This window comes from Xanthomonas translucens pv. undulosa, assembly GCF_017301775.1.
In the GTDB taxonomy this organism is placed as follows: Bacteria; Pseudomonadota; Gammaproteobacteria; order Xanthomonadales; family Xanthomonadaceae; genus Xanthomonas_A; species Xanthomonas_A translucens.
Genome location: NZ_CP063993.1, coordinates 964,069 through 984,553 on the forward strand (window position 1 = coordinate 964,069; position 20,485 = coordinate 984,553).

Annotated in this window: 19 protein-coding genes; 9 read left to right on the plus strand and 10 right to left on the minus strand. The window is 69.1% G+C overall.

The genetic code is table 11. From position 1 onward, the window contains the following. Positions 1–121: 121 nt before the first annotated feature. The 8 genes from rlmH to ISN38_RS03920 all read right to left on the minus strand — a co-directional run bounded on the left by rlmH (position 122) and on the right by ISN38_RS03920 (position 8,481). A complete protein-coding gene (rlmH, locus tag ISN38_RS03885; RefSeq protein WP_003470932.1) occupies positions 122–592 on the minus strand; it encodes a 23S rRNA (pseudouridine(1915)-N(3))-methyltransferase RlmH in 471 nt (156 codons plus the stop codon). A gap of 22 nt (positions 593–614) precedes the next feature. Then, a complete protein-coding gene (locus tag ISN38_RS03890; RefSeq protein WP_058358436.1) occupies positions 615–1,778 on the minus strand; it encodes a J domain-containing protein in 1,164 nt (387 codons plus the stop codon). Beyond that, a complete protein-coding gene (gene rsfS / locus ISN38_RS03895) occupies positions 1,771–2,193 on the minus strand; it encodes a ribosome silencing factor (protein ID WP_003470927.1) in 423 nt (140 codons plus the stop codon). The genes ISN38_RS03890 and rsfS overlap by 8 nt, the downstream gene beginning before the upstream one ends. A gap of 55 nt (positions 2,194–2,248) precedes the next feature. Continuing rightward, positions 2,249–3,088 (minus strand): nicotinate-nucleotide adenylyltransferase, encoded by an 840-nt coding sequence (gene nadD / locus ISN38_RS03900; RefSeq protein WP_080964752.1) that lies wholly within the window; start codon positions 3,086–3,088, stop codon positions 2,249–2,251. Further along, positions 3,085–4,119: a DNA polymerase III subunit delta gene (holA, locus tag ISN38_RS03905; protein ID WP_003470923.1), complete on the minus strand. Its 1,035-nt coding sequence runs from the start codon at positions 4,117–4,119 to the stop codon at positions 3,085–3,087. The genes nadD and holA overlap by 4 nt, the downstream gene beginning before the upstream one ends. Before the next feature lie 83 nt (positions 4,120–4,202). Then, positions 4,203–4,805, minus strand: a complete 603-nt coding sequence (locus tag ISN38_RS03910) for an LPS-assembly lipoprotein LptE (RefSeq protein WP_003470922.1) — start codon at positions 4,803–4,805, stop codon at positions 4,203–4,205. A 151-nt stretch (positions 4,806–4,956) separates the two neighbouring features. Beyond that, positions 4,957–7,599: a leucine--tRNA ligase gene (leuS, locus tag ISN38_RS03915; RefSeq protein WP_003470921.1), complete on the minus strand. Its 2,643-nt coding sequence runs from the start codon at positions 7,597–7,599 to the stop codon at positions 4,957–4,959. A 258-nt stretch (positions 7,600–7,857) separates the two neighbouring features. Continuing rightward, positions 7,858–8,481, minus strand: coding sequence for a DUF998 domain-containing protein (locus ISN38_RS03920; protein WP_058195551.1), 624 nt, complete (start codon positions 8,479–8,481; stop codon positions 7,858–7,860). A gap of 200 nt (positions 8,482–8,681) precedes the next feature. Between ISN38_RS03920 and trxA the strand changes: the two genes are divergently transcribed. The 5 genes from trxA to ISN38_RS03950 all read left to right on the plus strand — a co-directional run bounded on the left by trxA (position 8,682) and on the right by ISN38_RS03950 (position 13,939). Beyond that, positions 8,682–9,545 carry a thioredoxin gene (trxA, locus tag ISN38_RS03925; protein WP_003467126.1) on the plus strand — a complete coding sequence of 288 codons (864 nt, stop codon included), beginning with the start codon at positions 8,682–8,684 and terminating at the stop codon, positions 9,543–9,545. 147 nt (positions 9,546–9,692) lie between these two features. Further along, on the plus strand, positions 9,693–10,142 hold the full coding sequence (locus ISN38_RS03930) for a DUF4442 domain-containing protein (protein ID WP_003467122.1): 450 nt from the start codon (positions 9,693–9,695) through the stop codon (positions 10,140–10,142). A gap of 169 nt (positions 10,143–10,311) precedes the next feature. Further along, on the plus strand, positions 10,312–10,989 hold the full coding sequence (locus tag ISN38_RS03940) for a DUF502 domain-containing protein (protein WP_003467120.1): 678 nt from the start codon (positions 10,312–10,314) through the stop codon (positions 10,987–10,989). A gap of 5 nt (positions 10,990–10,994) precedes the next feature. After that, positions 10,995–11,768, plus strand: coding sequence for a queuosine precursor transporter (locus tag ISN38_RS03945; protein ID WP_003467117.1), 774 nt, complete (start codon positions 10,995–10,997; stop codon positions 11,766–11,768). A 293-nt stretch (positions 11,769–12,061) separates the two neighbouring features. After that, positions 12,062–13,939, plus strand: coding sequence for a DUF885 domain-containing protein (locus ISN38_RS03950; RefSeq protein ID WP_003467112.1), 1,878 nt, complete (start codon positions 12,062–12,064; stop codon positions 13,937–13,939). Positions 13,940–14,106: 167 nt separating this feature from the next. Here ISN38_RS03950 and mmuM read toward each other — a convergent pair whose 3' ends face one another. Both mmuM and mmuP read right to left on the minus strand, forming a co-directional pair. Continuing rightward, positions 14,107–15,060, minus strand: a complete 954-nt coding sequence (mmuM, locus tag ISN38_RS03955) for a homocysteine S-methyltransferase (protein ID WP_206712072.1) — start codon at positions 15,058–15,060, stop codon at positions 14,107–14,109. Beyond that, positions 15,050–16,495, minus strand: a complete 1,446-nt coding sequence (gene mmuP, locus ISN38_RS03960; RefSeq protein WP_170873978.1) for an S-methylmethionine permease — start codon at positions 16,493–16,495, stop codon at positions 15,050–15,052. Before mmuP ends, mmuM begins: the two co-directional genes overlap by 11 nt. Before the next feature lie 176 nt (positions 16,496–16,671). Here mmuP and ISN38_RS03965 point away from each other — a divergent pair, with 176 nt between their 5' ends. The 4 genes from ISN38_RS03965 to metG all read left to right on the plus strand — a co-directional run bounded on the left by ISN38_RS03965 (position 16,672) and on the right by metG (position 20,401). Further along, complete coding sequence (locus tag ISN38_RS03965) at positions 16,672–17,037, plus strand: VOC family protein (RefSeq protein ID WP_003467100.1); 366 nt, start codon at positions 16,672–16,674, stop codon at positions 17,035–17,037. Positions 17,038–17,039: 2 nt separating this feature from the next. Continuing rightward, positions 17,040–17,429 (plus strand): VOC family protein, encoded by a 390-nt coding sequence (locus ISN38_RS03970; protein WP_087960486.1) that lies wholly within the window; start codon positions 17,040–17,042, stop codon positions 17,427–17,429. Between the two features lie 253 nt (positions 17,430–17,682). After that, positions 17,683–18,135 (plus strand): DUF2147 domain-containing protein, encoded by a 453-nt coding sequence (locus ISN38_RS03975; protein WP_003467096.1) that lies wholly within the window; start codon positions 17,683–17,685, stop codon positions 18,133–18,135. Positions 18,136–18,334: 199 nt separating this feature from the next. After that, complete coding sequence (gene metG / locus ISN38_RS03980) at positions 18,335–20,401, plus strand: methionine--tRNA ligase (protein ID WP_003467094.1); 2,067 nt, start codon at positions 18,335–18,337, stop codon at positions 20,399–20,401. The last annotated feature ends 84 nt before the right edge of the window (positions 20,402–20,485 follow it).

Consider the following 20,485-nt stretch of genomic DNA (forward strand, 5'->3'; position numbering starts at 1 on the left):
CGATGCTGCGCAGGTCGCAGAGGTGGCATCGCGATGTCGCTGCCGGCGTCGCGCTGGCGACGCGGCCGACGCGCGGCTGGCGCGTCGTGCGCGCGCCGGGCGGATCAGGCGAACCTGACGCTCACGCGCGATGGTAGGGATGGTTGGCCAGCATCGCCGCGGCACGGTACAGCTGTTCGGCCACCACCAGCCGCACCAGCATGTGCGGCAGGGTCAGCGGGCCCAGCGACCAGGATTCGCTGGCCACTGCCAGCACCTCGGGCGAATGGCCTTCGGGGCCGCCGATCAGCAGCGCCAGGTCGCGGCCCTGGCCGCGCCAGTGTTCCATGCGCTGCGCCAGTTGTTCGGAACTGTACAGCTTGCCGGGCACGTCCAGCGCCACCACCAGCGCGTTCTTCGGCAGCGCGGCGAGCACGCGGCGGCCTTCGTCCTCGATCGCGCGCTGCGCATCGCGGCCCTTGCCGCGCAGCCCGGGTTCGATCTCGACCAGTTCCAGCGGCAGCCAGTGCGACAGGCGCTTGCGGTATTCGGCGAAGCCCTGCGCGACCCAGGCGGGGGCGCGTTCGCCGGTGGCGATGAGGCGCGCCTTCATCGCCGCGACCGCAGCGCGCGCCTCACCAGCGCTCCGGCACGAACGCCACGTCGAACATCCCGTCGTCGATCTGCTGCCCGATCAAGCGCGCACGGTATAGCTTGATCCATTGCTTGAGCGTGTCCGGCCGGCTTGCCGCAGCGCGGTCTTCGGCGCATTGCTGGATCTCGTCCTGCAGCTGGCGCTTGAACTGCGCCAGCAACGCGTCCAGGCGCTGCGGCTGCGGACGACGCTCTTCGTACAGGCCATAACGCCCCATGAAGTCATCGACCACCTGCGCCACTTCCAGCTCGACCTGCTTCAGTTGCGTGGCGAACATGCTGTTGTAGTCGCGAATCCGTTCCTCGGCCATCGCCGCGATTGCGGCCTGATCCAGTTGGCCGATCTCCAGCTGCAGTTCCAGCAGGGTCAGCAGATCGTCGTCGCGATAGGCCTGGTTGAGCCGCTGCATCAACGCGGTCTTGCGTTCGCGCTGCTGCGGATCGGGCTCGCGGTCCGGATGCAGGGCCGCGACCAGGGTGCGGTACAGCGCGCGTCGCGCCTGTTGCGGATCGGCGACGCGCTCGGCTGTCTTGCCGGCACCTACGCGGCGGCGCTTCGCGCGCTGCTGTGCGCGCCCGGCCGCGTGCGCCTGCTGCGCCTGCAGGCGCTCGTGCACCTGCGCGTACAGCGCCTCGGGCGACTGGACATGCCGCAGCTCTTCCTCGGTCAGGCCGAACTCCTCGCCGATCACCGACGTCAGCAGCACCTCGGACTCGGCCAGTCCTTGGTCGAAACCGACCGGGCTGTGGCGGTCGTAGATGCGCTTCAGCTCGTCGCCGCCGCCGTCCTGGATCAGCAGCGCGGCCAGTTCGCAGATCGCTTCGGACAGATCGGCGCGATCGCGCTTGCTCAGCTTGCAGGCGGCATGCGCCGCATCCAGTTCCCGCAGCAGGTGCGCCTGCGCCGCATCGCGTGCCTGCAGCAACGGCTCGACCTGTTCGTGGAAACGCTGTTCCCAGCGCGGCAACGCCTCGTGCCAGGCGCGCAATTGCAGGCGTGTACGCTCGAGGCGTTCAATCAGCGCACCGAAGCGCTTGCGCGCGGGGGTCGCGCGCGACTGCGCGACATCGCCGACCGCGACGCGCACCCGCACCGGCGGCGCATCGCCGCCGGTGCCGCGCGCGTCGTCGCGCCGCTTAGGCATCGCGTGCCGGTGCGTCGCCGTCGTCGTCGTCGCTCGGCGGCTGGTCGCCGACCGTCCACAACCGCTCCAGCGCATAGAACTCGCGCACCCGCGGCAGCATCACGTGCACCACCACGTCGCCGAGATCGACCAGCACCCACTCGGCCTCGCGCTCGCCTTCCACGCCCAGCGGCATCACGTCCAGCTTCTTGGCGTGCTTGATCACTTCGTCGGCGATCGACTTGACGTGGCGGGTGGAGGTGCCGGAGACGACGATCATGTAATCGGTGACGCTGGACTTGCCGCGCACGTCGATTTCCACCGCGTCCTTGGCCTTGAGCTCGTCGAGCGCGTTGCGGACGTGGGCGAGCAGGACCGGCAACGACGGCGGCGGGCTGGGCAGTTGGGTCTTGATGACGTGGGCTTGAGTGGACAAAGGCGCGAACTCGATGGAATGGACGAATTATAGGGAACTACGCGAAGACGCGTATTCAGCTAGCCGGCGCGGGAGCTGCAGGGGCCGCCGCATACAGTCCGGCGGCACGGATGTAGTCCGCGACCGCGGCCGGCACCAGCGCCGCCCAGTCGCCGCCGCCGGCGATGCGCGAGCGCGCCTGGCTGGCCGATTCGCTGCGCAGCGGTTGCCGCAGGCACCACAGCAGGCCGCCAGGCGCGCCCGCCAGCGCCTGCGGCGAGGCGGCCCAGCGCCCGGCGAGCGCCTGCGCCAGCTCGGCCGGCAAGGCGCGTTCCCAGCCGCTGCCGGCACGGTCGGCAACGACCAAGTGCGCCGCGTCGAGCAGGCTGCGCCAGTCGCGCCAGGCGTTGAAGCCGACCAAGCTGTCGGCGCCGATCAGCAGCGCCAGCGGCACGTCGGCGCCGAGCTCGGCACGCAGTTCGCGCACGGTGTCGATGCTGTACGAGGCCACGCCCGGCTGCGCCAGCGCGCGCTGCAGCTCGTGCCGGTCCAGCAGTAACCCCGGCTCGCCGGCGATGGCCAGCGCCAGCATCTCGCAGCGCTGCAGCGCATCGGCCCCGGGCGCGTCGCGATGCGGCGGATCGGCCGCCGGCATCAGCCGCACCGGCACCGCGAACGCATCGCGCGCGGCCCGCGCGATCGCCAAATGGCCGTTGTGGATCGGGTCGAAGGTGCCGCCGTAGATCAGCTGTAGCTCGCGGGACTCGGGACTCGGGACTCGGGACTCGGAAAAGCCGGACGTCGACGACAAGGCCGGTTGCAGAGACTGCTCCGCGTTGCCACCCACAGCACACGCACTCGCCGGAATCTTGCCGTTCCGAGTCCCAAGTCCCGAGTCCCGAGTCCCGGCGGTCATACCACCAACAACCGCACCGCACGCGCCTCGGCGATGGCCAGCAGCAGGCGCTCCAGGGCGATCCAGGCGTCGCCGTCGGCGCGGCCCTTGGCGATGCGGTCGATGCGCCCGGCCTCGGCGGCGAAGCGCTCCCAGCGGCGCGGTTCGGCATGCCGCTGCAGGGCGCGCTTGAACGGCGCCTGGCGCGATTCCCAGATGCCCTGCCCCTTCATCTCCGCGGCCAGGTTGCCGCCGGCGGCCTGGACCTTGGCCAGCGCCGCGGTGCGCAGCAGTTCCTTGATCAGGATCGGCAGCAAGCCCGCCACCGCTTCGCCCTCGGCGCGCAGCCCGGCGAGCATGCGCCCGACCGCCGGCGCCTGCCCGGCCAGGGTGGCCTCGGCCAGGCGGAACACGTCGTAGCGCGCGGCGTCGGCGACCAGCGACTCCATCGCCGCCACGTCCAGGCTCTGCCCGTCGGCCAGCAGCGCCAGCTTGTCGATCTCCTGCGCGGCCGCCAGCAGGTTGCCTTCGACCCGCTCGGCCAGGCATTGCACCGCGCCGGCATCGGCGCGCAGGCCCTTGCTGCGCAGGCGGCGCTCGATCCAGTCGCCCAGTTCGTGCGGCTTGATCGCCCAGGCCACCGCGATCACCCCGAGCCGGCCGACCGCGTCGGCCCACTTGCCCTGGTGCGCCTTGCTCCATTCGTTGCAGGTGATCAGCAGCACCACGTCCGGCGGCGGGTCGGCGCAGAACGCACTGATCACCTCGCCGCCTTCCTTGCCGGGCTTGCCGCTGGGCAGGCGCAGTTCGATCAGCCGGCGCGGGCTGAACAGGCTCGGCGCATTGAAGCTGGCATACAGCTGGCTCCAGTCGAAATCGCGGCCGTCGGCGTCGAACACCTCGCGCTCGCCGATGCCTTCGGCGCGTGCACGCGCACGCACCGCGTCGGCGGCCTCGAGCACGCGCAGGGTTTCCGGGCCGGCGATCAGATAGACCGGATGCAGCGGCTGCGCGGCCGGCTGGGTGGCGAGTTGTTCGGGACGCAATTCCATGGCGGCAACCTAGGGCCTGTGGCGCGCCGCCAGCGGATCGCCTGATACGTGCGAGCGGCGGGCGGCGGGCGGCGGCCGACGGATCAAGGCTGCGGCATGGTCGCCGGCGGCGTGCCGGGGTCCGGCGTGCCTTCGACCGGCGTGCCGGTGGCGGCGGGCGGCGCCTGGTTGACGTTCTTGCCGTCGCGCACTTCGGCGCGCACCACGCTGTCGATCCGGCGCAGCATCGAGGCCGACATCTCGCGGCGCAGCTCGTCGGCGAGGATCTCGCGCTCGGTGGTGGTACCGGTGGCGTCGGTCGGCGGCGACACGTAGTCGCGCGACAACTCGATCACCTGCTGCGGCACCAGCACGCTGCCATCGGCGCGGCGGAACACGAAGATCGCCGCGTAACGCAGGCTGTATTCCTGGGCGCGGCCTTCGGCGTCGAGCGCGATCGGCAGGTCGCCCCAGCGCTCGGACAGCACTTCCAGGCGCGCCACGCCGGTGTTGACCTCTTTCGGCGCGATCTCCGCGCCGGCGGCGCGCAGGCCGCGCTCTAGCAGCTTCACCAGCTCGCTGTACGGCGCCGAGGAGACCACCTTCACCGAGGGTGTGCCGGCCGGCAGGGTCAGCTTGTCGCGCAGGTGGAAGCCGCAGGCGGTCAGAGTCGTCGCGAGGACGAGGGCGAGCAGGAGTCTGGTCATGGGCACAGTCTGGGGGAGCCGGCTGGGCGCGGCAACAGGCGGCTAGCCTGCCCGATGCCGCGTGAACGAGGGTTGAGACGTGCCGAAGCGCGCGCCGACGGCGCCGCCGCACCTGGCGCCGCGGCAACGCATGCGACCGCGGCGGCGCGGTTCACGCCGCCACCAGGTTCACGATCTTGCCCGGCACGATGATGATCTTGCGGATGCTCAGGCCGTCCAGGAACTTGGCCGTGTTCGGTTCGGCCTGGGCCAGCGCCTCGATCTGCTCGCGCGGGGTGTCGGCCGCGACCTCGATGGTTCCGCGCAGCTTGCCGTTGACCTGCACCGCCAGGGTCAGCGCGTCGCGCACCAGCGCGGCCGGGTCCGGCTGCGGGAACGGCAGGTCTTCCAGCAGCGTCGGCGCATGCCCCAGCGCCTGCCACAGCGCGTGGCTGGCATGCGGGGTGATCGGGTTGAGCAGCAGCACCGCCGCTTCCAGCGCTTCCTGGCGCACCGCGCGCCCCTGTTCGCCGGCGTCGTCGAACCTGGCCAGCGCATTGGTCAGCTCCATCACCGCGGCGATGGCGGTGTTGAAACTGTGGCGGCGGCCGTAGTCGTCGGCGACCTTGCCGATGGTCTCGTGGGTCTTGCGCCGCAACGCCTTGTGTTCGGCGCCCAGCGCGGCCACGTCCAGCGCCGGGGCGGCGCCGTCGGCGACATGCTTGTGCACCTGCGCCCACAGCCGGCGCAGGAACCGCGCCATGCCGTCCACGCCGGCCTCGTTCCATTCCAGCGACTGCTCCGGGGGCGCGGCGAACATCGAGAACAGGCGCACCGTGTCGGCGCCGTACTTGCCGACCATCGCCTGCGGGTCCACGCCGTTGTTCTTGGACTTGGACATCTTCTCGGTGCCGCCGATCTGCACCGGTGCGCCGTCGGCGATCAGGCTGGCGCCGACGATGCGGCCGCGCTCGTCGCGCTGCACGTCCACCTCGGCCGGGTTGATCCAGTCCTTGGAGCCGTCGCCGTTGTCGCGGTAATAGGTCTCGGCGATCACCATGCCCTGGGTCAGCAGGTTGGTCGCCGGCTCGTCGCTGTCCACCAGACGCGCGTCGCGCAGCAGCTTGTGGAAGAAGCGGAAGTACATCAGGTGCAGGATGGCGTGCTCGATGCCGCCGATGTACTGGTCCACCGGCAGCCAGTAGTTGCCGCGCTTATCGACCATGTCCTTGGCGCAGGGCGAGGTGTAGCGCGCGTAGTACCAGCTCGACTCCATGAAGGTATCGAAGGTGTCGGTCTCGCGCTCGGCCGCCGCGCCGCATTGCGGACAGGTGGTCTTGCGCCATTCCGGATCGGTCTTCAGCGGCGAACCGGTGCCGCTCAGCGCCACGTTCTCCGGCAGCAGCACCGGCAGTTGGTCTTCCGGCACCGGCACCGCGCCGCAGCTGGGGCAGTAGATCACCGGGATCGGGCAGCCCCAGTAGCGCTGGCGGCTGACGCCCCAGTCGCGCAGGCGGTAGTTGATGCGGCGCTGGCCCTGGCCCTTGCGCTCGAAGCGCTCGGCCAGCGCCTCGAACGCGCCGTGGTAGTCCAGGCCGTCGAACTCGGCCGAGTTGACCAGTTCGAACTCGCGGCTCTTGTCGGCGTACCAGTCGCGCCAGACGCTCGGCTCCCAGGTGCGCTCCTCGTCGTTCTTCGGCGCCGTCAGCGCGATCACCTGGCGGATAGGCAGCGCGTACTTGTTGGCGAACTCGAAATCGCGCTGGTCGTGGCCGGGCACCGCCATCACCGCGCCGGTGCCGTAGCCCATCAGCACGAAGTTGGCGACCCACACCGGGACCTGTTCGCCGCTGACCGGATGCACCGCCACCAGGCCGGTGTCCATGCCGCGCTTTTCCTGGGTCTCCAGTTCCGCCTCGGACACCCCGCCCTGCTTCAGCTCGGCCAGCAAGGCGGCCAGTTGCGGGTTGGACCTGGCCGCATGCAGCGCCAGCGGATGCTCGCTGGCGATGGAGACGAAGGTCACCCCCATCAGTGTGTCCGGGCGGGTGGTGAACACGCGCAGCGGATCCAGCGCGGCGCCGTCGGCGTCGCGCACCTCGAACTGGATCTCCAGGCCTTCGGAACGGCCGATCCAGTTGCGCTGCATGGTCTTGACCGACTCCGGCCAGCCCGGCAGCTGGTCCAGCCCGTCGAGCAGTTCCTGCGCGTAATCGGTGATGCGCAGGAACCACTGCGGGATCTCGCGCTTCTCCACCAGCGCGCCGGAGCGCCAGCCGCGGCCGTCGATGACCTGCTCGTTGGCCAGCACGGTGTGGTCGACCGGGTCCCAGTTCACCACCGCATTGCGGCGATAGGCCAGACCCTTGCGCATCAGCCGGGTGAACATGCGCTGCTCGTGCACGTAGTACTCGGGACGGCAGGTGGCGAATTCGCGCGACCAGTCGATCGCATAGCCCAGCGACTTGAGCTGGCTGCGCATGTGTTCGATGTTGGCGTAGGTCCACTTCGCCGGCGCGGTCTTGTTCTTGATCGCGGCGTTCTCGGCCGGCAGGCCGAACGCGTCCCAGCCCATCGGCTGCAGCACGTTCTTGCCGTTCATGCGCTGGTAGCGGCTGATCACGTCGCCGATCGTGTAGTTGCGCACGTGGCCCATGTGCAGCGCACCGGACGGGTACGGCAGCATCGACAGGCAGTAGAACTTGGGCTTGTCGGAGGTCTCGTTGACCTCGAAGGCGCGGGTGGCGTCCCAGAACTGCTGGGCGGACGATTCGACCTGCTGCGGGTCGTAGGCGGTGGGCTCGACGGCGGACATGGAAACGGGCAAGGGCCAGGCGGCAACAAAGCAGACAAGGGTACCGCAGCGCAGCAGGCGGCTCCAATCGCGGCGACGAGCGGTGCCGGCGCCGCTGGCCTGCGCCCGGCCAGGGGAGCCGTGCGCGCCGCGCTGTCAGTGCGGCGAATAGCGGAAAAACAGTGCTTGCCGCGTTGCCCGGCGCCGCGCACCGCCCCGCGCGCCAGGCGGGTTCGATGCGCTCCGGGGCCGGCGCCGATTGCGCGGCGGGGGGGCGTCTCAGCCGCGGCGCGGCAGCGCCTGCGGCCCGGGCCAACAGGCCAGCAGCGCCAGCCAGGCCCACCACAGCGCGAACACCAGCCGCTGCGCCACCGCCGCCGACAGCAGCGCGTCCAGCGCGAACGCGCCGAGCGCGGCCAGCAGCGCCACTGCCAGCGCGGCCCGCGCCCAGCCGCGCGCGCCGGGCTGGCGCCAGGCACCGATGCCCAGCAGGCTGGCTGCCGCCACCAGCGCCACCACCCACAGCAGCCAGGCGCTGGCGTGCAACTGGGTGGCGCGCGATTCCAGGTCGGCCGGGTCCAGCGGCAGCAGGCCCATGCCGGCGAAGGCCAGCCCGGCCAGCAGCAGCAACTGGCCGCCGACGCGCAGCGACCAGGGCGCACCACGGCCGCTGCGCTGCAACAGGCGCAGCGCCAGCGCCACCGCCAGCGCCCCGGGCAGCACGAAGGCCAGCAGATCAAACGCCCAGGCATGAGGGATGCCGCTGGCACCGAGCAGCGCCACCGGATGCGACCACGGCAGGTAGCCAGGCAGGGCCAGTCCGAAGCCCACCACCGCGGCCACCGCGACCAGCGCCAGCAGCGGCCCCGCGTAGCCCAGCGCCTGATCGTATCGGTTCGCCATCGTGTCTCCCGGCCCCTGTGCCGCCACGCCACCGCGGCGCGCCAAACGCCCATTGTCGCCGTTGACGCCGCGACTGGCACGCGCAGCACCCGGCACGCCGCGCAGGCCGCGCGGCATCGGCTTCGGCCTGTGCACCCTTGCGTCGCCGCCGGTCTGCCACCATAGAACTGAATCTTCTTCGCCAGCCACGATGCCCCCCCATGTCCGACATGCCCCACGTTTTCGACGCCAAGACCGAGACCTTCGAAGCCGAGGTGCTGCAGAAATCGTTGCAGACGCCCGTGCTGGTGGACTTCTGGGCGCCCTGGTGCGGCCCGTGCAAGACCCTGAGCCCGATCCTGGAGAAGCTGGCCGCCGAGTACCACGGCGCGTTCGAACTGGCCAAGGTGGATGTGGACCAGGAGCAGCAGATCGCCGCCGCGTTCCAGATCCGCTCGGTGCCGACCGTGTTCCTGGTCAAGGATGGGCAACTGGTGGACGGCTTCCCGGGCGCCATGCCCGAAGGCCAGCTGCGCGAATTCCTGACCCAGCACGGCATTGCGCCGCTGCCGGCGCCGGCCGAGGTCCAGGAAGACGCGCCCGCCGCGCCGCTGGATCCGCATGCCGAGGTGCTGCGCCTGCGCGAAGCGGTGGCCGCCGAGCCGGACAAGGACGAACTGAAGCTGGACCTGGCGCTGGCGCTGGTGAAAACCGGCGCCGCCGCCGAGGCAGAGACGCTGATCGACGCGCTGCCAGCCAACCTGGCCACCGACGAGCGCGCGGTGCGCGCGCGGGCGCGGCTGGGTTTCGTCGGCGCGCTGCAGTCGGCGCCGCCAATGGAGACGCTGCAGGCCACGCTCGCGCAGAACCCGGCCGACCTCAAGGCGCGCTACCTGCTGGGCGTGCGCCAGCTGATCGCCGGCGACGACGAGGCGGCACTCGAGCACTTCCTGGAGATGCTGCGCCAGGACCGCAGCTTCGAGGACGGCCTGCCCAGGAAGTCGCTGATCGACGCGTTCCGGGTGATCGAGGACGAGGACTTGGTCGGCCGCTACCGGCGCAAGATGTCGGCGCTGTTGTTCTGAAGCGCGCGCGGAAGGCGCCGGCCGTGACTGCGCGCCAGGGCGGGCGGCCGCTGCCGGCGTTGCGGGCAGCGCAACGCAGCGCCCGGCACTCTCCATACCCATGCGGATGGTAAGCTCACCCTCCCCTGGCGCTGCCCACCGTCCGCAATGAAAGCCTCCCTGTTCCGCCTGGGCCTGAACCTGTGGCCGCCGTTCCTGTTCGCCGGCGTCCATCTGGTGGAGCTGAGCCCGGACTACCGCTACGCGCGGGTCGAACTGCGCATGCGGCCATGGAACCGCAACTACGTGGGCACCCATTTCGGCGGCAGCCTGTTCGCGATGACCGATCCGTTCTGGATGCTGCTGGCGATGCAGAACCTGGGCCGCGCCTACTACGTCTGGGACAAGGCCGGCAGCATCGAGTTCGTGCGCCCCGGGCGCGGCACGGTGAGCGCACAGTTCCGTCTCGACGATGCGCTGCTGGACGAAATGCGCGCCGCCACCGCCGGCGGCGACAAATACCTGCGCTGGTTCGACAACGAGATCCTCGACGCGCAGGGCGAGGTGGTGGCGCGCACGCGCAAGCAGCTGTACGTCAGGCGCAAGCCGGCGCGGTAAGACTGGCGAGATCGATCGCTGCGGCGCCCGCGACACGCCGCCTGGCGCGCTCGATGCCCAGCCATTTGCCGCTCCTTGCCATACCGCTTGCCCCATCGCATCTGCACGAAGTGCACATTCTTGGCCACCGGCCGCAGCGTCGGGCGCAGCGCGCCGCTACACTAGGCGGATGTCGCCCGATACCCCCGCTCCGCACCCCCGCCCGTCCCTGCAACGGCTGTTCTTCACCGGCCTGCTGACCGTGCTGCCGATCTGGCTGACCTGGGTCGTGGTCAAGTTCGTGTTCGTGCTGCTGTCGGGCATCAGCAGCCCGTGGGTGGTGCCGCTGTCGGCGCGCATTGCCGCCTCTTTCCCGCACGAGATGTGGTGGGTCACCGCGCTGTGGGTGCAGAACACCATCGCCCTGGCCGCCACGCTGGGGGTGATCATGCTGGTCGGCATCCTCAGCCGGCGCGTGATCGGGCAGCGCCTGCTGCGCTGGTTCGAGGCGGTCATGCGCCGCATCCCGCTGGCCAGCGTGGTCTACGACAGCGCGCGCAAACTGCTGGACATGCTGCAGACCGAGCCCGGCAGCACCCAGCGCGTGGTGCTGATCGACTTCCCGCATCGCGACATGAAGTCGGTGGGCCTGGTCACCCGGGTGATCAAGGAACAGGGCACCGGCCGCGAGCTGGCCGCGGTGTACGTGCCGACCACGCCGAATCCGACCTCCGGTTACCTGGAGATCGTGCCGGTGGAGCTGCTGACCCCCACCGACTGGAGCGTTGACCAGGCGATGAGCTTCATCATCTCCGGCGGCGCGGTGGCGCCGGACAGCGTGCCGTTCACCCGCACCGCGGATCGCTGACGCGCATGCGCAACGGCACGCTCGACGATCGCGCGGTTCGTCTGTTCATCGGCCTGGCGGCGTTCTTCTGCGTCAATGCCGCGCTGGCCGAATTCATCGGGGTCAAGATCTTCGCACTGGAAGACACCCTGGGCATCGCGCCGCTGAACTGGAACCTGTTCGGCCAGACCGGCTCGATGAACTTCACCGCCGGCACCTTGCTGTGGCCGCTGGTGTTCATCCTCACCGACACCATCAACGAGTTCTTCGGCCGCCGCGGGGTGCGCTTCATCTCCTGGCTGGCGGTGGCGCTGATCGGCTACGGCTTCCTGTTCGCGTTCGCCGCGATCGCGCTGGCGCCGGCCGCATTCTGGGTCGGCGCGGCGCAACAGCAGGGCGTGCCGGACTACCAGGCCGCGTTCGCGGCGGTGTTCGGCCAGGGCCTGTGGACCATTGCCGGCTCGCTGGTCGCGTTCCTGGCCGGGCAGCTGATCGACGTGGCGGTGTTCCACCGCATCCGCAACGTCACCGGCGAAAAGCACGTCTGGCTGCGCGCCACCGGCTCCACCGCGGTGTCGCAGCTGATCGACAGCTTCGTGGTCATCTACATCGCCTTCGTGCTCGGCCCGCAACACTGGTCGATCCCGCTGTTCCTGGCGGTGAGCACGCTCAACTACATCTGCAAGATGCTGCTGGCGGTACTGCTGATCCCGCTGCTGTACCTGATGCGGCGGCTGATCACCGACTACCTGAGTCCCGAACGCGCCGAGCAGCTGCGCGAGGAAGCCGCGGCCGACTGAGTGCGCGCAGCGGTCGCGCCGGCGCAGCAGCGGCCGGAGTTGCGCACGTCAGCGCGTACGCTGTGCACGCGCCAGCGACATCGCCGCTGCAGCGGTGCGGCCTCCCAGGCAGCGTCCGCGCAGCTGGCGCAGAGCACCGCCCAGCCTGGCCCGTGCCGTGCCGCGCTGTTGCCGCAGCGGCGGCGGCGGCCATCGGCCGTACCGTCTTTTGGCTGACCGCCGGTGCGACGGTGGGTGGCCTACACGATGCGGATCGTGCAAGCTCGCGTGCTTGCTTGTCGTTGGAGCCCGTAATGCCGCCCAGCTTTCCCCGCCTGTTGTCGCTCGCCATCGCCGCCGTGCTGAGCCTGTCGCTGGCCGCACCGGCGGATGCGGCCAAGAAGAAGACCGCTAGGCAGCAGACCGCGCAGACCCGCACCAAGGCCAGCAAGGCCAGGCAGGCGCGACCGACGCCGGCGCCGGTGGTGCTGAGCAAGGCGCAGCAACTCAACCGCCTGTACGACGACTACTGGGAAGCGTCGCTGAAGCTCAATCCGCTGCAGGCCACGTTCCAGGGCGACAGCCGCTACAACGACCAGTTGCCGAACTTCCTGTCGGCCGCATTCCGCCAGCAGTCGCACGATTTCACCGTGCTGTGGCTGGGCAAGGCCGAGGCGATCGGCAAGGACGGGCTGAGCGGGCAGGACCTGCTCAGCTACGAGATCTTCGTCAGCGATGCGCGCACTGCGCTGGAAGCGGAGAAATACCCGAGCTGGATGCAGCCGGTGAACCAGTTCTACAACATCGGCAGCATCTTGGTGATGCTCGGTTCGGGTACCGGCGCGCAGCCGTTCCACACGGCCAAGGACTACGACAACTGGTCGCGGCGCGCGTCGGGCATCCCCGCCCTGTTCGACCAGGCCATCGCCAACATGCGCGAAGGCATGAAGGCCGGCGTGGTGCAGCCGCGCGCCTTGATGGAAAAGGTGCTGCCGCAGCTGGACGCGATCATCAAGCCCACCGCCGAGGAAAGCCTGTTCTGGGGCCCGGTGCGCAACCTGCCGGCGGACATGCCGGCGGCCGACAAGCAGCGCATCAGCGCCGACTACAAGCGCCTGATCGAGTACCGGATCATGCCGGCCTACCGCGCGCTGCGCGGCTTCATCGCCTCCGAATACCTGCCGGCCACGCGCAGCACCGCCGGCGTCGGCGCGCTGCCCGGCGGCGCGGACTGGTACGCCTACAACGTGCGCCAGAGCACCACCACCACGCTGAGCCCGGCGCAGATCCACCAGATCGGCCTGGACGAGGTGGCGCGCATCCAGGCGCAGATCCAGGTGGTGATGAAGCAGGTGAAGTTCCGTGGCTCGATGCCGAAGTTCTTCAAGTTCATGCAGACCGACAAGCGCTTCACCTTCAGGAGTGAAGACGAACTGCTGAGCTATTACCGCGGCCTGGAGTCGCGGGTAGACGCCGCGGTGCCGCGCCTGTTCGCGCTGAAGCCCAAGGCCGCGTTCGAGATCCGCCCGGTGGAGCCGTACCGCGCGCAGACGGCGGCCGGCGGCTCGTACATGCGGCCCAGCGAAGACGGCGCGCGCCCGGGCATCTTCTACGTCAATACCTACGACCTGCCCAGCCGCAAGACCTGGGATGCGGAAGACCTGTACCTGCACGAGGCCATCCCCGGCCATCACTTCCAGCTCGGCCTGCAGCAGGAACTGAGCAACCTGCCCAAGTTCCGCCGCTTCGGCGGCGAGACCGCCTACATCGAAGGCTGGGGCCTGTACACCGAATCGCTGGGCAAGGAACTGGGCCTGTACCAGGATCCCTACAACTACTTCGGCTACCTGCAGAACGAGTTGTGGCGGGCGATCCGCCTGGTGGTGGATACCGGCCTGCACAGCAAGGGCTGGAGCCGCGAGCAGGCGATCGACTACATGCTCGAGAACTCGGCCACCAACCGCACCGACGCCGAAGCGGAAACCGAGCGCTACATGGCCATCCCCGGCCAGGCGCTGTCCTACAAGATCGGCGAGATGAAGATCCTGCAGCTGCGCGACTACGCCCGCACCCAGCTCGGCGCCAAGTTCGACATCCGCGAGTTCCATGCCGAGATCCTGAAGGACGGCTCGGTGCCGCTGGACGTGCTGCAGGAGAAGATCGAGCGCTGGGTGGCGGGCAAGAAGGGCTGACGCAGCGGCGCAGCACCTGCAGGAGGGGCTTCAGCCCCGACCGGGCGTTACCGGTAAAAAAGCGGTCGGGGCTGAAGCCTCTGCTACATTGGATTCCCTGCGCTTCGAGCCAGCCTGCATTGCTCCTGCAGAGCCGACGCCGGCACAGCGACGACGCGCTCTCAGGATCAACCACCGTGCAACGCATTCGTGCGCAACCGCTGCGCCAGCTGCGCGATAGCGCGCGGCGTGGTGCGGCAGCAGCCGCCGATCAGGCGTGCGCCGGCAGCGCGCCAGGCATCGACACGATCGACCAGACTGCAGGCATCGGCGCCGGCGCCATCCCAGTGCTTGACTGCGGCGTCGTAGTGCTCGCCGGAGTTCGGATACACCACCAGCGGCAACCGGGTCAGCGTGGCCAGATGCTGCAGCGCTGCGCTGCACAGCTCCGGCGCGATGCAGTTGACGCCGAGCGCCACCACCTGCGGATGGCCGTCGAGTCGCGCCACCACCTCACGCAACGGCGTGCCGTCGCTGAGGTGCATGGCATCGCGCAGGGTGAACGAAAACCACGCCGTGCTCTGCGGAAATTCCTGCAGCAACGCCAGCAGCGCGACGATCTCCGCCGCCGACGGCAGCGTCTCGCAGGCCAGCAAGTCCACGCCCGCGGCGACCAATGCGGCGATGCGCGGGCGGTGGAAGTCCAGCATCTGCGCCTGCGGCAGCGCGTAGTCGCCGCGGTACTCCGATCCATCGGCCAGGTAGGCGCCGTACGGCCCCACCGAGCCGGCCACCAGCAGTGCGCCGGCATCCGCATGCATCGCCCGATAGGCATCGCGCGCCTCCAGCGCCAACTGCGCGCTGCGGGCGATCAATTGCTGCGATTGCGCCAGGTCCAGCCCGCGTGCGGCGAAGCCCAATGGCGTGGCCTGATAGCTGGCGGTGATCGCGCATTGCGCACCGGCTTCGAAATAATCCAGGTGCACCTGGCGGATCAGCTGCGGCTGCTCGAGCAGCACCTTGGCCGACCACAGCGCATCGCCGAGGTCGCAACCGCGCGCCTCCAGCTCGGTGGCCAGCGCGCCGTCGAGCACGATGCAGCGCTGGTCGGCCAGCAACGCGGTCAATGGGTTATGGGGCATGGTCGGTTCCGTTTTCGACATGGGATGGACGCCACCGTTGCGTGAGAAAATATCCGGCGTAGCAGGCTGCCACGAACGGTAGCCCGCACCACAGGGCGATGCGCTGCGCCGGATCGAAGGCCAGGCAGATGCAGGCCAGCAGGCACAGCGCGAAGCCCAGTATCGGCGTCAACGGAAACCATGGCGCGCGGTAGTGCAGCGCCGCCAGCGGCGCGCCGGAACGCAGGTACGCGCGGCGGAATGCATAGTGGGAGGCGCAAATGCTCAGCCATACCGCGACCACCGCAAAGCCGGAGATGGCCGAGATCGCCACGAACACGGTATCGGCGGCGACCACGCCGGTCAGCAGCGCCAGCAGCCCGCCGAGCATGCTGAAGCACAGCGCGACCAGCGGGATGCCGCGCCGGGTCAGCCGCGCGAACGCGCGTGGCAGTGTGCGTTGTTCGGCCAGCGACCACAGCATGCGCGCCGAGGCGTACAGCCCGGAGTTGGCCGCCGACAGGATCGCGGTCAGGATCACCACGTTGAGCACGCCGGCCGCATAGGGCAGGCCGATCTTCTCGAACACGGTCACGAACGGACTCTGCACCACGCTGGCCTGCTGCATCGGCAGCGACGCCGCCAGAACCAGCACGGTGCCGATGAAGAAAATCAGCAGGCGCGCCATTGTGGTGCGGATCGCGATCGGGATTGCGCGCTGCGGGTGCTCGGTCTCGCCGGCAGCGATGCCGATCAATTCGGTGCCGGAGAACGCGAAATTCACCGCCACCATGGTCATCAGGATCGGCAAGGCACCATTCGGGAACAGCCGATCGGACAGCGACGCGTGCGTCAACGGCACCGGACCGAGCAGGTAGCGCCAGCCCGGCGCCGGGGAACCATCGGCGTAAGGAAGCCAGCCGACCACTGCAGCACCACCGAACACGATGAAGGCGAGGATGGCCAATACCTTGACCAGCGCGAACCAGAATTCGCTCTCGGCGAACCAGCGCGAAGAGAACATGTTCAAGCCGAAGATCAGCGCGCCGAACAGCAGGCACCAGCCCCACACCGGCGAGCGCGGAAACCAATACTGCATGCAGAACGCGGCGGCCGTGAGGCTGGAACCCAGCGCCACCGTCCAGGTCAGCCAGTACAGCCATGCCACCGCGAAACCAGTGGCCGGCCCGAGGTAGCGCGCGGCGTAGACATGGAACGCACCGGTTTCCGGCATCGCCACCGACAACTCGCCCAGGCACAACATCACCAGATACACCACCAGCGCGCCGATCAAATACGCAGCCACCGTGCCGAACGCGCCGCTGGTGCCGATGATGTAGCCGGTATTGAAGAACAGGCCGGTCCCGATCACCCCACCCAGCGACAACATCACCAGGTGGCGGACCTGCATAGTGCGCTGGAAGCGCGCCGGCGGCAGTTCATCGAGAGCGCGCATGGCATCCACGGCATAGGGCGAGACCCACATCCTGCCATGCATAGGCATCGGTATAAACCAGCTTCATCGCTGACCCTTGCGCACATACCCGGCGCCGCGCCTCAGCTACGGGCGCGACGCTACGCTATGCTCGACGATGGCTGGCCTCCCGCTTCCTTCCGCACTTGGAGCTGCGCATGACCCTCACCGCGTTGACGCCGATGCTGCGCAGCGCCGACCTTGCCGCGGCGCTGGCGTTCTACACCCAGACGCTGGATTTCCGCATCGAGGGCGGTGGCGCAGACGCCGGCTGGGCCTCGCTGCGACATGGGGCGCTGGCATTGATGCTAGCCGCGCAGCAGCCGTCCACCGATGCTGCCGTTGCCGGCTTTCCCGGCTCGTTGTACTTCCGCACCGATGATGTGGACACCTGGTGGCAGCGGCTGCAGCCGCGCGCCCGCATCGCCTATCCGCTCAAGGACTTCGCCTACGGCATGCGCGAGTTCGCGATCCACGATCCGGACGGCCACCTGTTGCAGTTCGGCCAGGCGCTGTGCCGATGAGCCTGACCCTGCGCGGCGTACACCACGTGGCGATCATCGCCGCCGACTACGTGCGCTCGAAGGATTTCTACTGCCGCATCCTCGGCCTGCGCGCGATCGCCGAGGTCTACCGCGACGCGCGCGACTCCTGGAAGCTGGACCTGGCCCTGCCCGACGGCACCCAGATCGAACTGTTCTCCTTCCCCGCACCGCCGCCGCGGCCCAGCCGCCCGGAAGCCTGCGGCCTGCGCCACCTGGCGCTGCGCGTGGACGACCTGGACGCCGCCGTCGCCCACCTGCAGGCGCACGGCGTGGTCACCGAACCGATCCGCATCGACGAATACACCGGGCGCCGCTTCACCTTCTTCGCCGACCCGGACGACCTGCCGCTGGAACTGTACGAGATCGCGTAAGCGACGCAAGCCCGCGTCGATTCGACTGCGTTCTCCTATTGCGCTGGAGTTGCGTCGCCCTCTACGCAAGCGACGTCCAGGGGCGCAGCGACCACGTAGCGGCAGCCCGGTGTCGACTGTCGGATCTGAAGGGCGCCGGCGACCCGCTGAACCGCCTGCGGCCGGCGATTCCCAGCGCCATACGCCTGGGTATACAGTCGGTCCCAGGTCGGCATCGCGCCGACCGCTTCGCACACACCCTGGGAGGGGACACATGCGCACTACCTTCAAGACCCTGATGCTGGCCCTGCCGCTGAGCCTGGCCGCGTTCGTCGCGCAGGCCGCCGACACTTCGCCGGTCGGCCGCTGGCAGACCATCGACGACGAGACCGGCAAGCCCAAGTCGATCGTACAGATCGAGCAGGCCGGCAACGGCACGCTGAGCGGCAAGGTGATCGAGATCCTGCAATCGAACAAAGGTCCCAACCCGCTGTGCGACAAGTGCGACGGCGCGCAGAAAGGCAAGCCGATCAAGGGCATGACCATCCTGTGGGGGCTGAAGCCAGACGGCACCGCGGTGTGGAGCGGCGGTTCGGTGCTGGACCCGGCCAAAGGCAAGACCTACAAGGCCAAGCTCACCCTCAGCGACGGCGGCAAGAAGCTGCAGATGCGCGGCTACATCGGCATCGAGGTGCTGGGGCGGACGCAGATCTGGATCAGGGAATGAGGCCGGGACTCGGGACCCGGGACTCGGAACAGCCGCTTGAAGCAGGCGCTGGCGACGCTGCCAGCTTCCGATGCAGTTCCAAAGTCAAAAAAGGCGCCGCAAGGCGCCTTTTTTGATCCCGAGTCCCGAGTCCCGAGTCCCGAGTCCCCGCTCCACGACTAATGCGATAATCGCGATCCCCCACGGATCGCCGTTCGCCATGACCCGCACCGCTCTCGTCACCACCGCCCTGCCTTACGCCAATGGCCCGCTACACCTGGGCCATCTGGTCGGTTACATCCAGGCCGACATCTGGGTGCGCGCGCGGCGGCTGCGCGGCGACCGCACCTGGTTCGTCTGCGCCGACGACACCCATGGCACGCCGATCATGCTCGCCGCGGAGAAGGCCGGGGTCACTCCGGAGAACTTCATCGCCAACATCCAGGCCAGCCACGAGCGCGATTTCGCCGCGTTCGGCGTGGCCTTCGATCATTACGATTCGACCAACTCGGCCGCCAACCGCGCGCTGACCGAGGCGTTCTACGCCAAGCTCGACGCCGGCGGCCACATCGCGCGGCGCTCGGTGGCGCAGTTCTACGATCCGGCCAAGGGCATGTTCCTGCCCGACCGCTACATCAAGGGCATCTGCCCCAACTGCGGCAGCGCCGACCAGTATGGCGACAACTGCGAGGTCTGCGGCGCCACTTATGCGCCGACCGAGCTGAAGGAGCCGAAGTCGGTGATCTCCGGTGCCACGCCGGAACTGCGCGACTCCGAGCACTTCTTCTTCGAAGTCGGCCGCTTCGACGGCTTCCTGCGGCAGTGGCTGGCCGGCGATGTGGCCCTGCCCGGGGTCAAGGCCAAGCTAATGGAGTGGCTGGACAGCGAGGGCGGGCTGCGCGCCTGGGACATCTCGCGCGATGCGCCGTATTTCGGCTTCGAGATCCCCGGACAGCCGGGCAAGTATTTCTACGTGTGGCTGGACGCGCCGATCGGCTACCTGAGCAGCTTCCAGAACCTGTGCGCGCGCCAGGGCGAAGCGTTCGAACCGCACCTGGCGGCCGGCACCGCCACCGAACTGCACCATTTCATCGGCAAGGACATCGTCAACTTCCACGGCCTGTTCTGGCCGGCGGTGTTGCACGGCACCGGTCACCGCGCGCCGACCCGGCTGCACGTCAACGGCTACCTGATGGTAGACGGCGCCAAGATGTCCAAGTCGCGCGGCACCTTCGTGATGGCGCGCACCTATCTGGACGTGGGCCTGGAACCGGAAGCGCTGCGCTACTACTTCGCCGCCAAGTCGTCCGGCGGGGTCGACGATCTCGATCTGAACCTGGGCGACTTCGTGACGCGGGTCAACGCCGACCTGGTCGGCAAGTTCGTCAACCTGGCCAGCCGCTGCGCCGGCTTCATCGACAAGCGCTTCGGCGGCAAGCTGGCCGACGCGCTGCCGGACCCGGCGCAGTACGCGCGCTTCGTCGCCGCGCTGGCGCCGATCCGCGAGGCCTACGAGCGCAACGACGCGGCCAGCGCGATCCGCCAGACCATGGCCCTGGCCGACGAGGCCAACAAGTACATCGACGCGCACAAGCCGTGGGTGATCGCCAAGCAGGACGGCGCCGACGCGCAGCTGCAGGCGGTCTGCACGCAGGGCCTGAACCTGTTCCGGGTGCTGGCCGGCGCGCTGAAGCCGGTGCTGCCGCGCACCAGCGCTGAAGCGGAAGCCTTCCTACGCGCACCGCTCAGCGCCTGGGACGACCTCGACGCGCCGCTGCTGGCGCACGTCATCCAGCCCTACGCCCCGCTGTTCACCCGAATCGACCCCAAACTGATCGACGCCATGACCGACGCCTCCAAGGACACCCTCGCCCCCGCAGCCGCTGTACCGACTCCTGCAACGAAACCCGCAGCCGCCGCTGTTGCGAGTCCCGAGTCCCAAGTCCCGAGTCCCGCCACCATCGGCATCGACGATTTCGCCAAACTCGACCTGCGCATCGGCAAGGTGCTGGTGTGCGAATGCGTCGAGGGCTCGGACAAGCTGCTGCGCTTCGAACTGGACGCCGGCGAACTGGGCAAGCGGCAGATCTTCTCCGGCATCCGCGGCAGCTACGCCGAGCCGGAAACCCTGGTCGGCCGCAGCGTGGTGTTCATCGCCAACCTGGCCCCGCGCAAGATGCGCTTCGGCCTCAGCGAAGGCATGATCCTGTCGGCCGGCTTCGACGGCGGCGCGCTGGCGCTGCTCGACGCCGACAGCGGCGCGCAGCCGGGCATGCCGGTGCGTTGAGAGCTGGGAATGGAGCATCGGGAATCGCAGAACGCCTGCAACTGCGATGAATCCGCTTTGCCCATTCCCGATTTCTCCATTCCA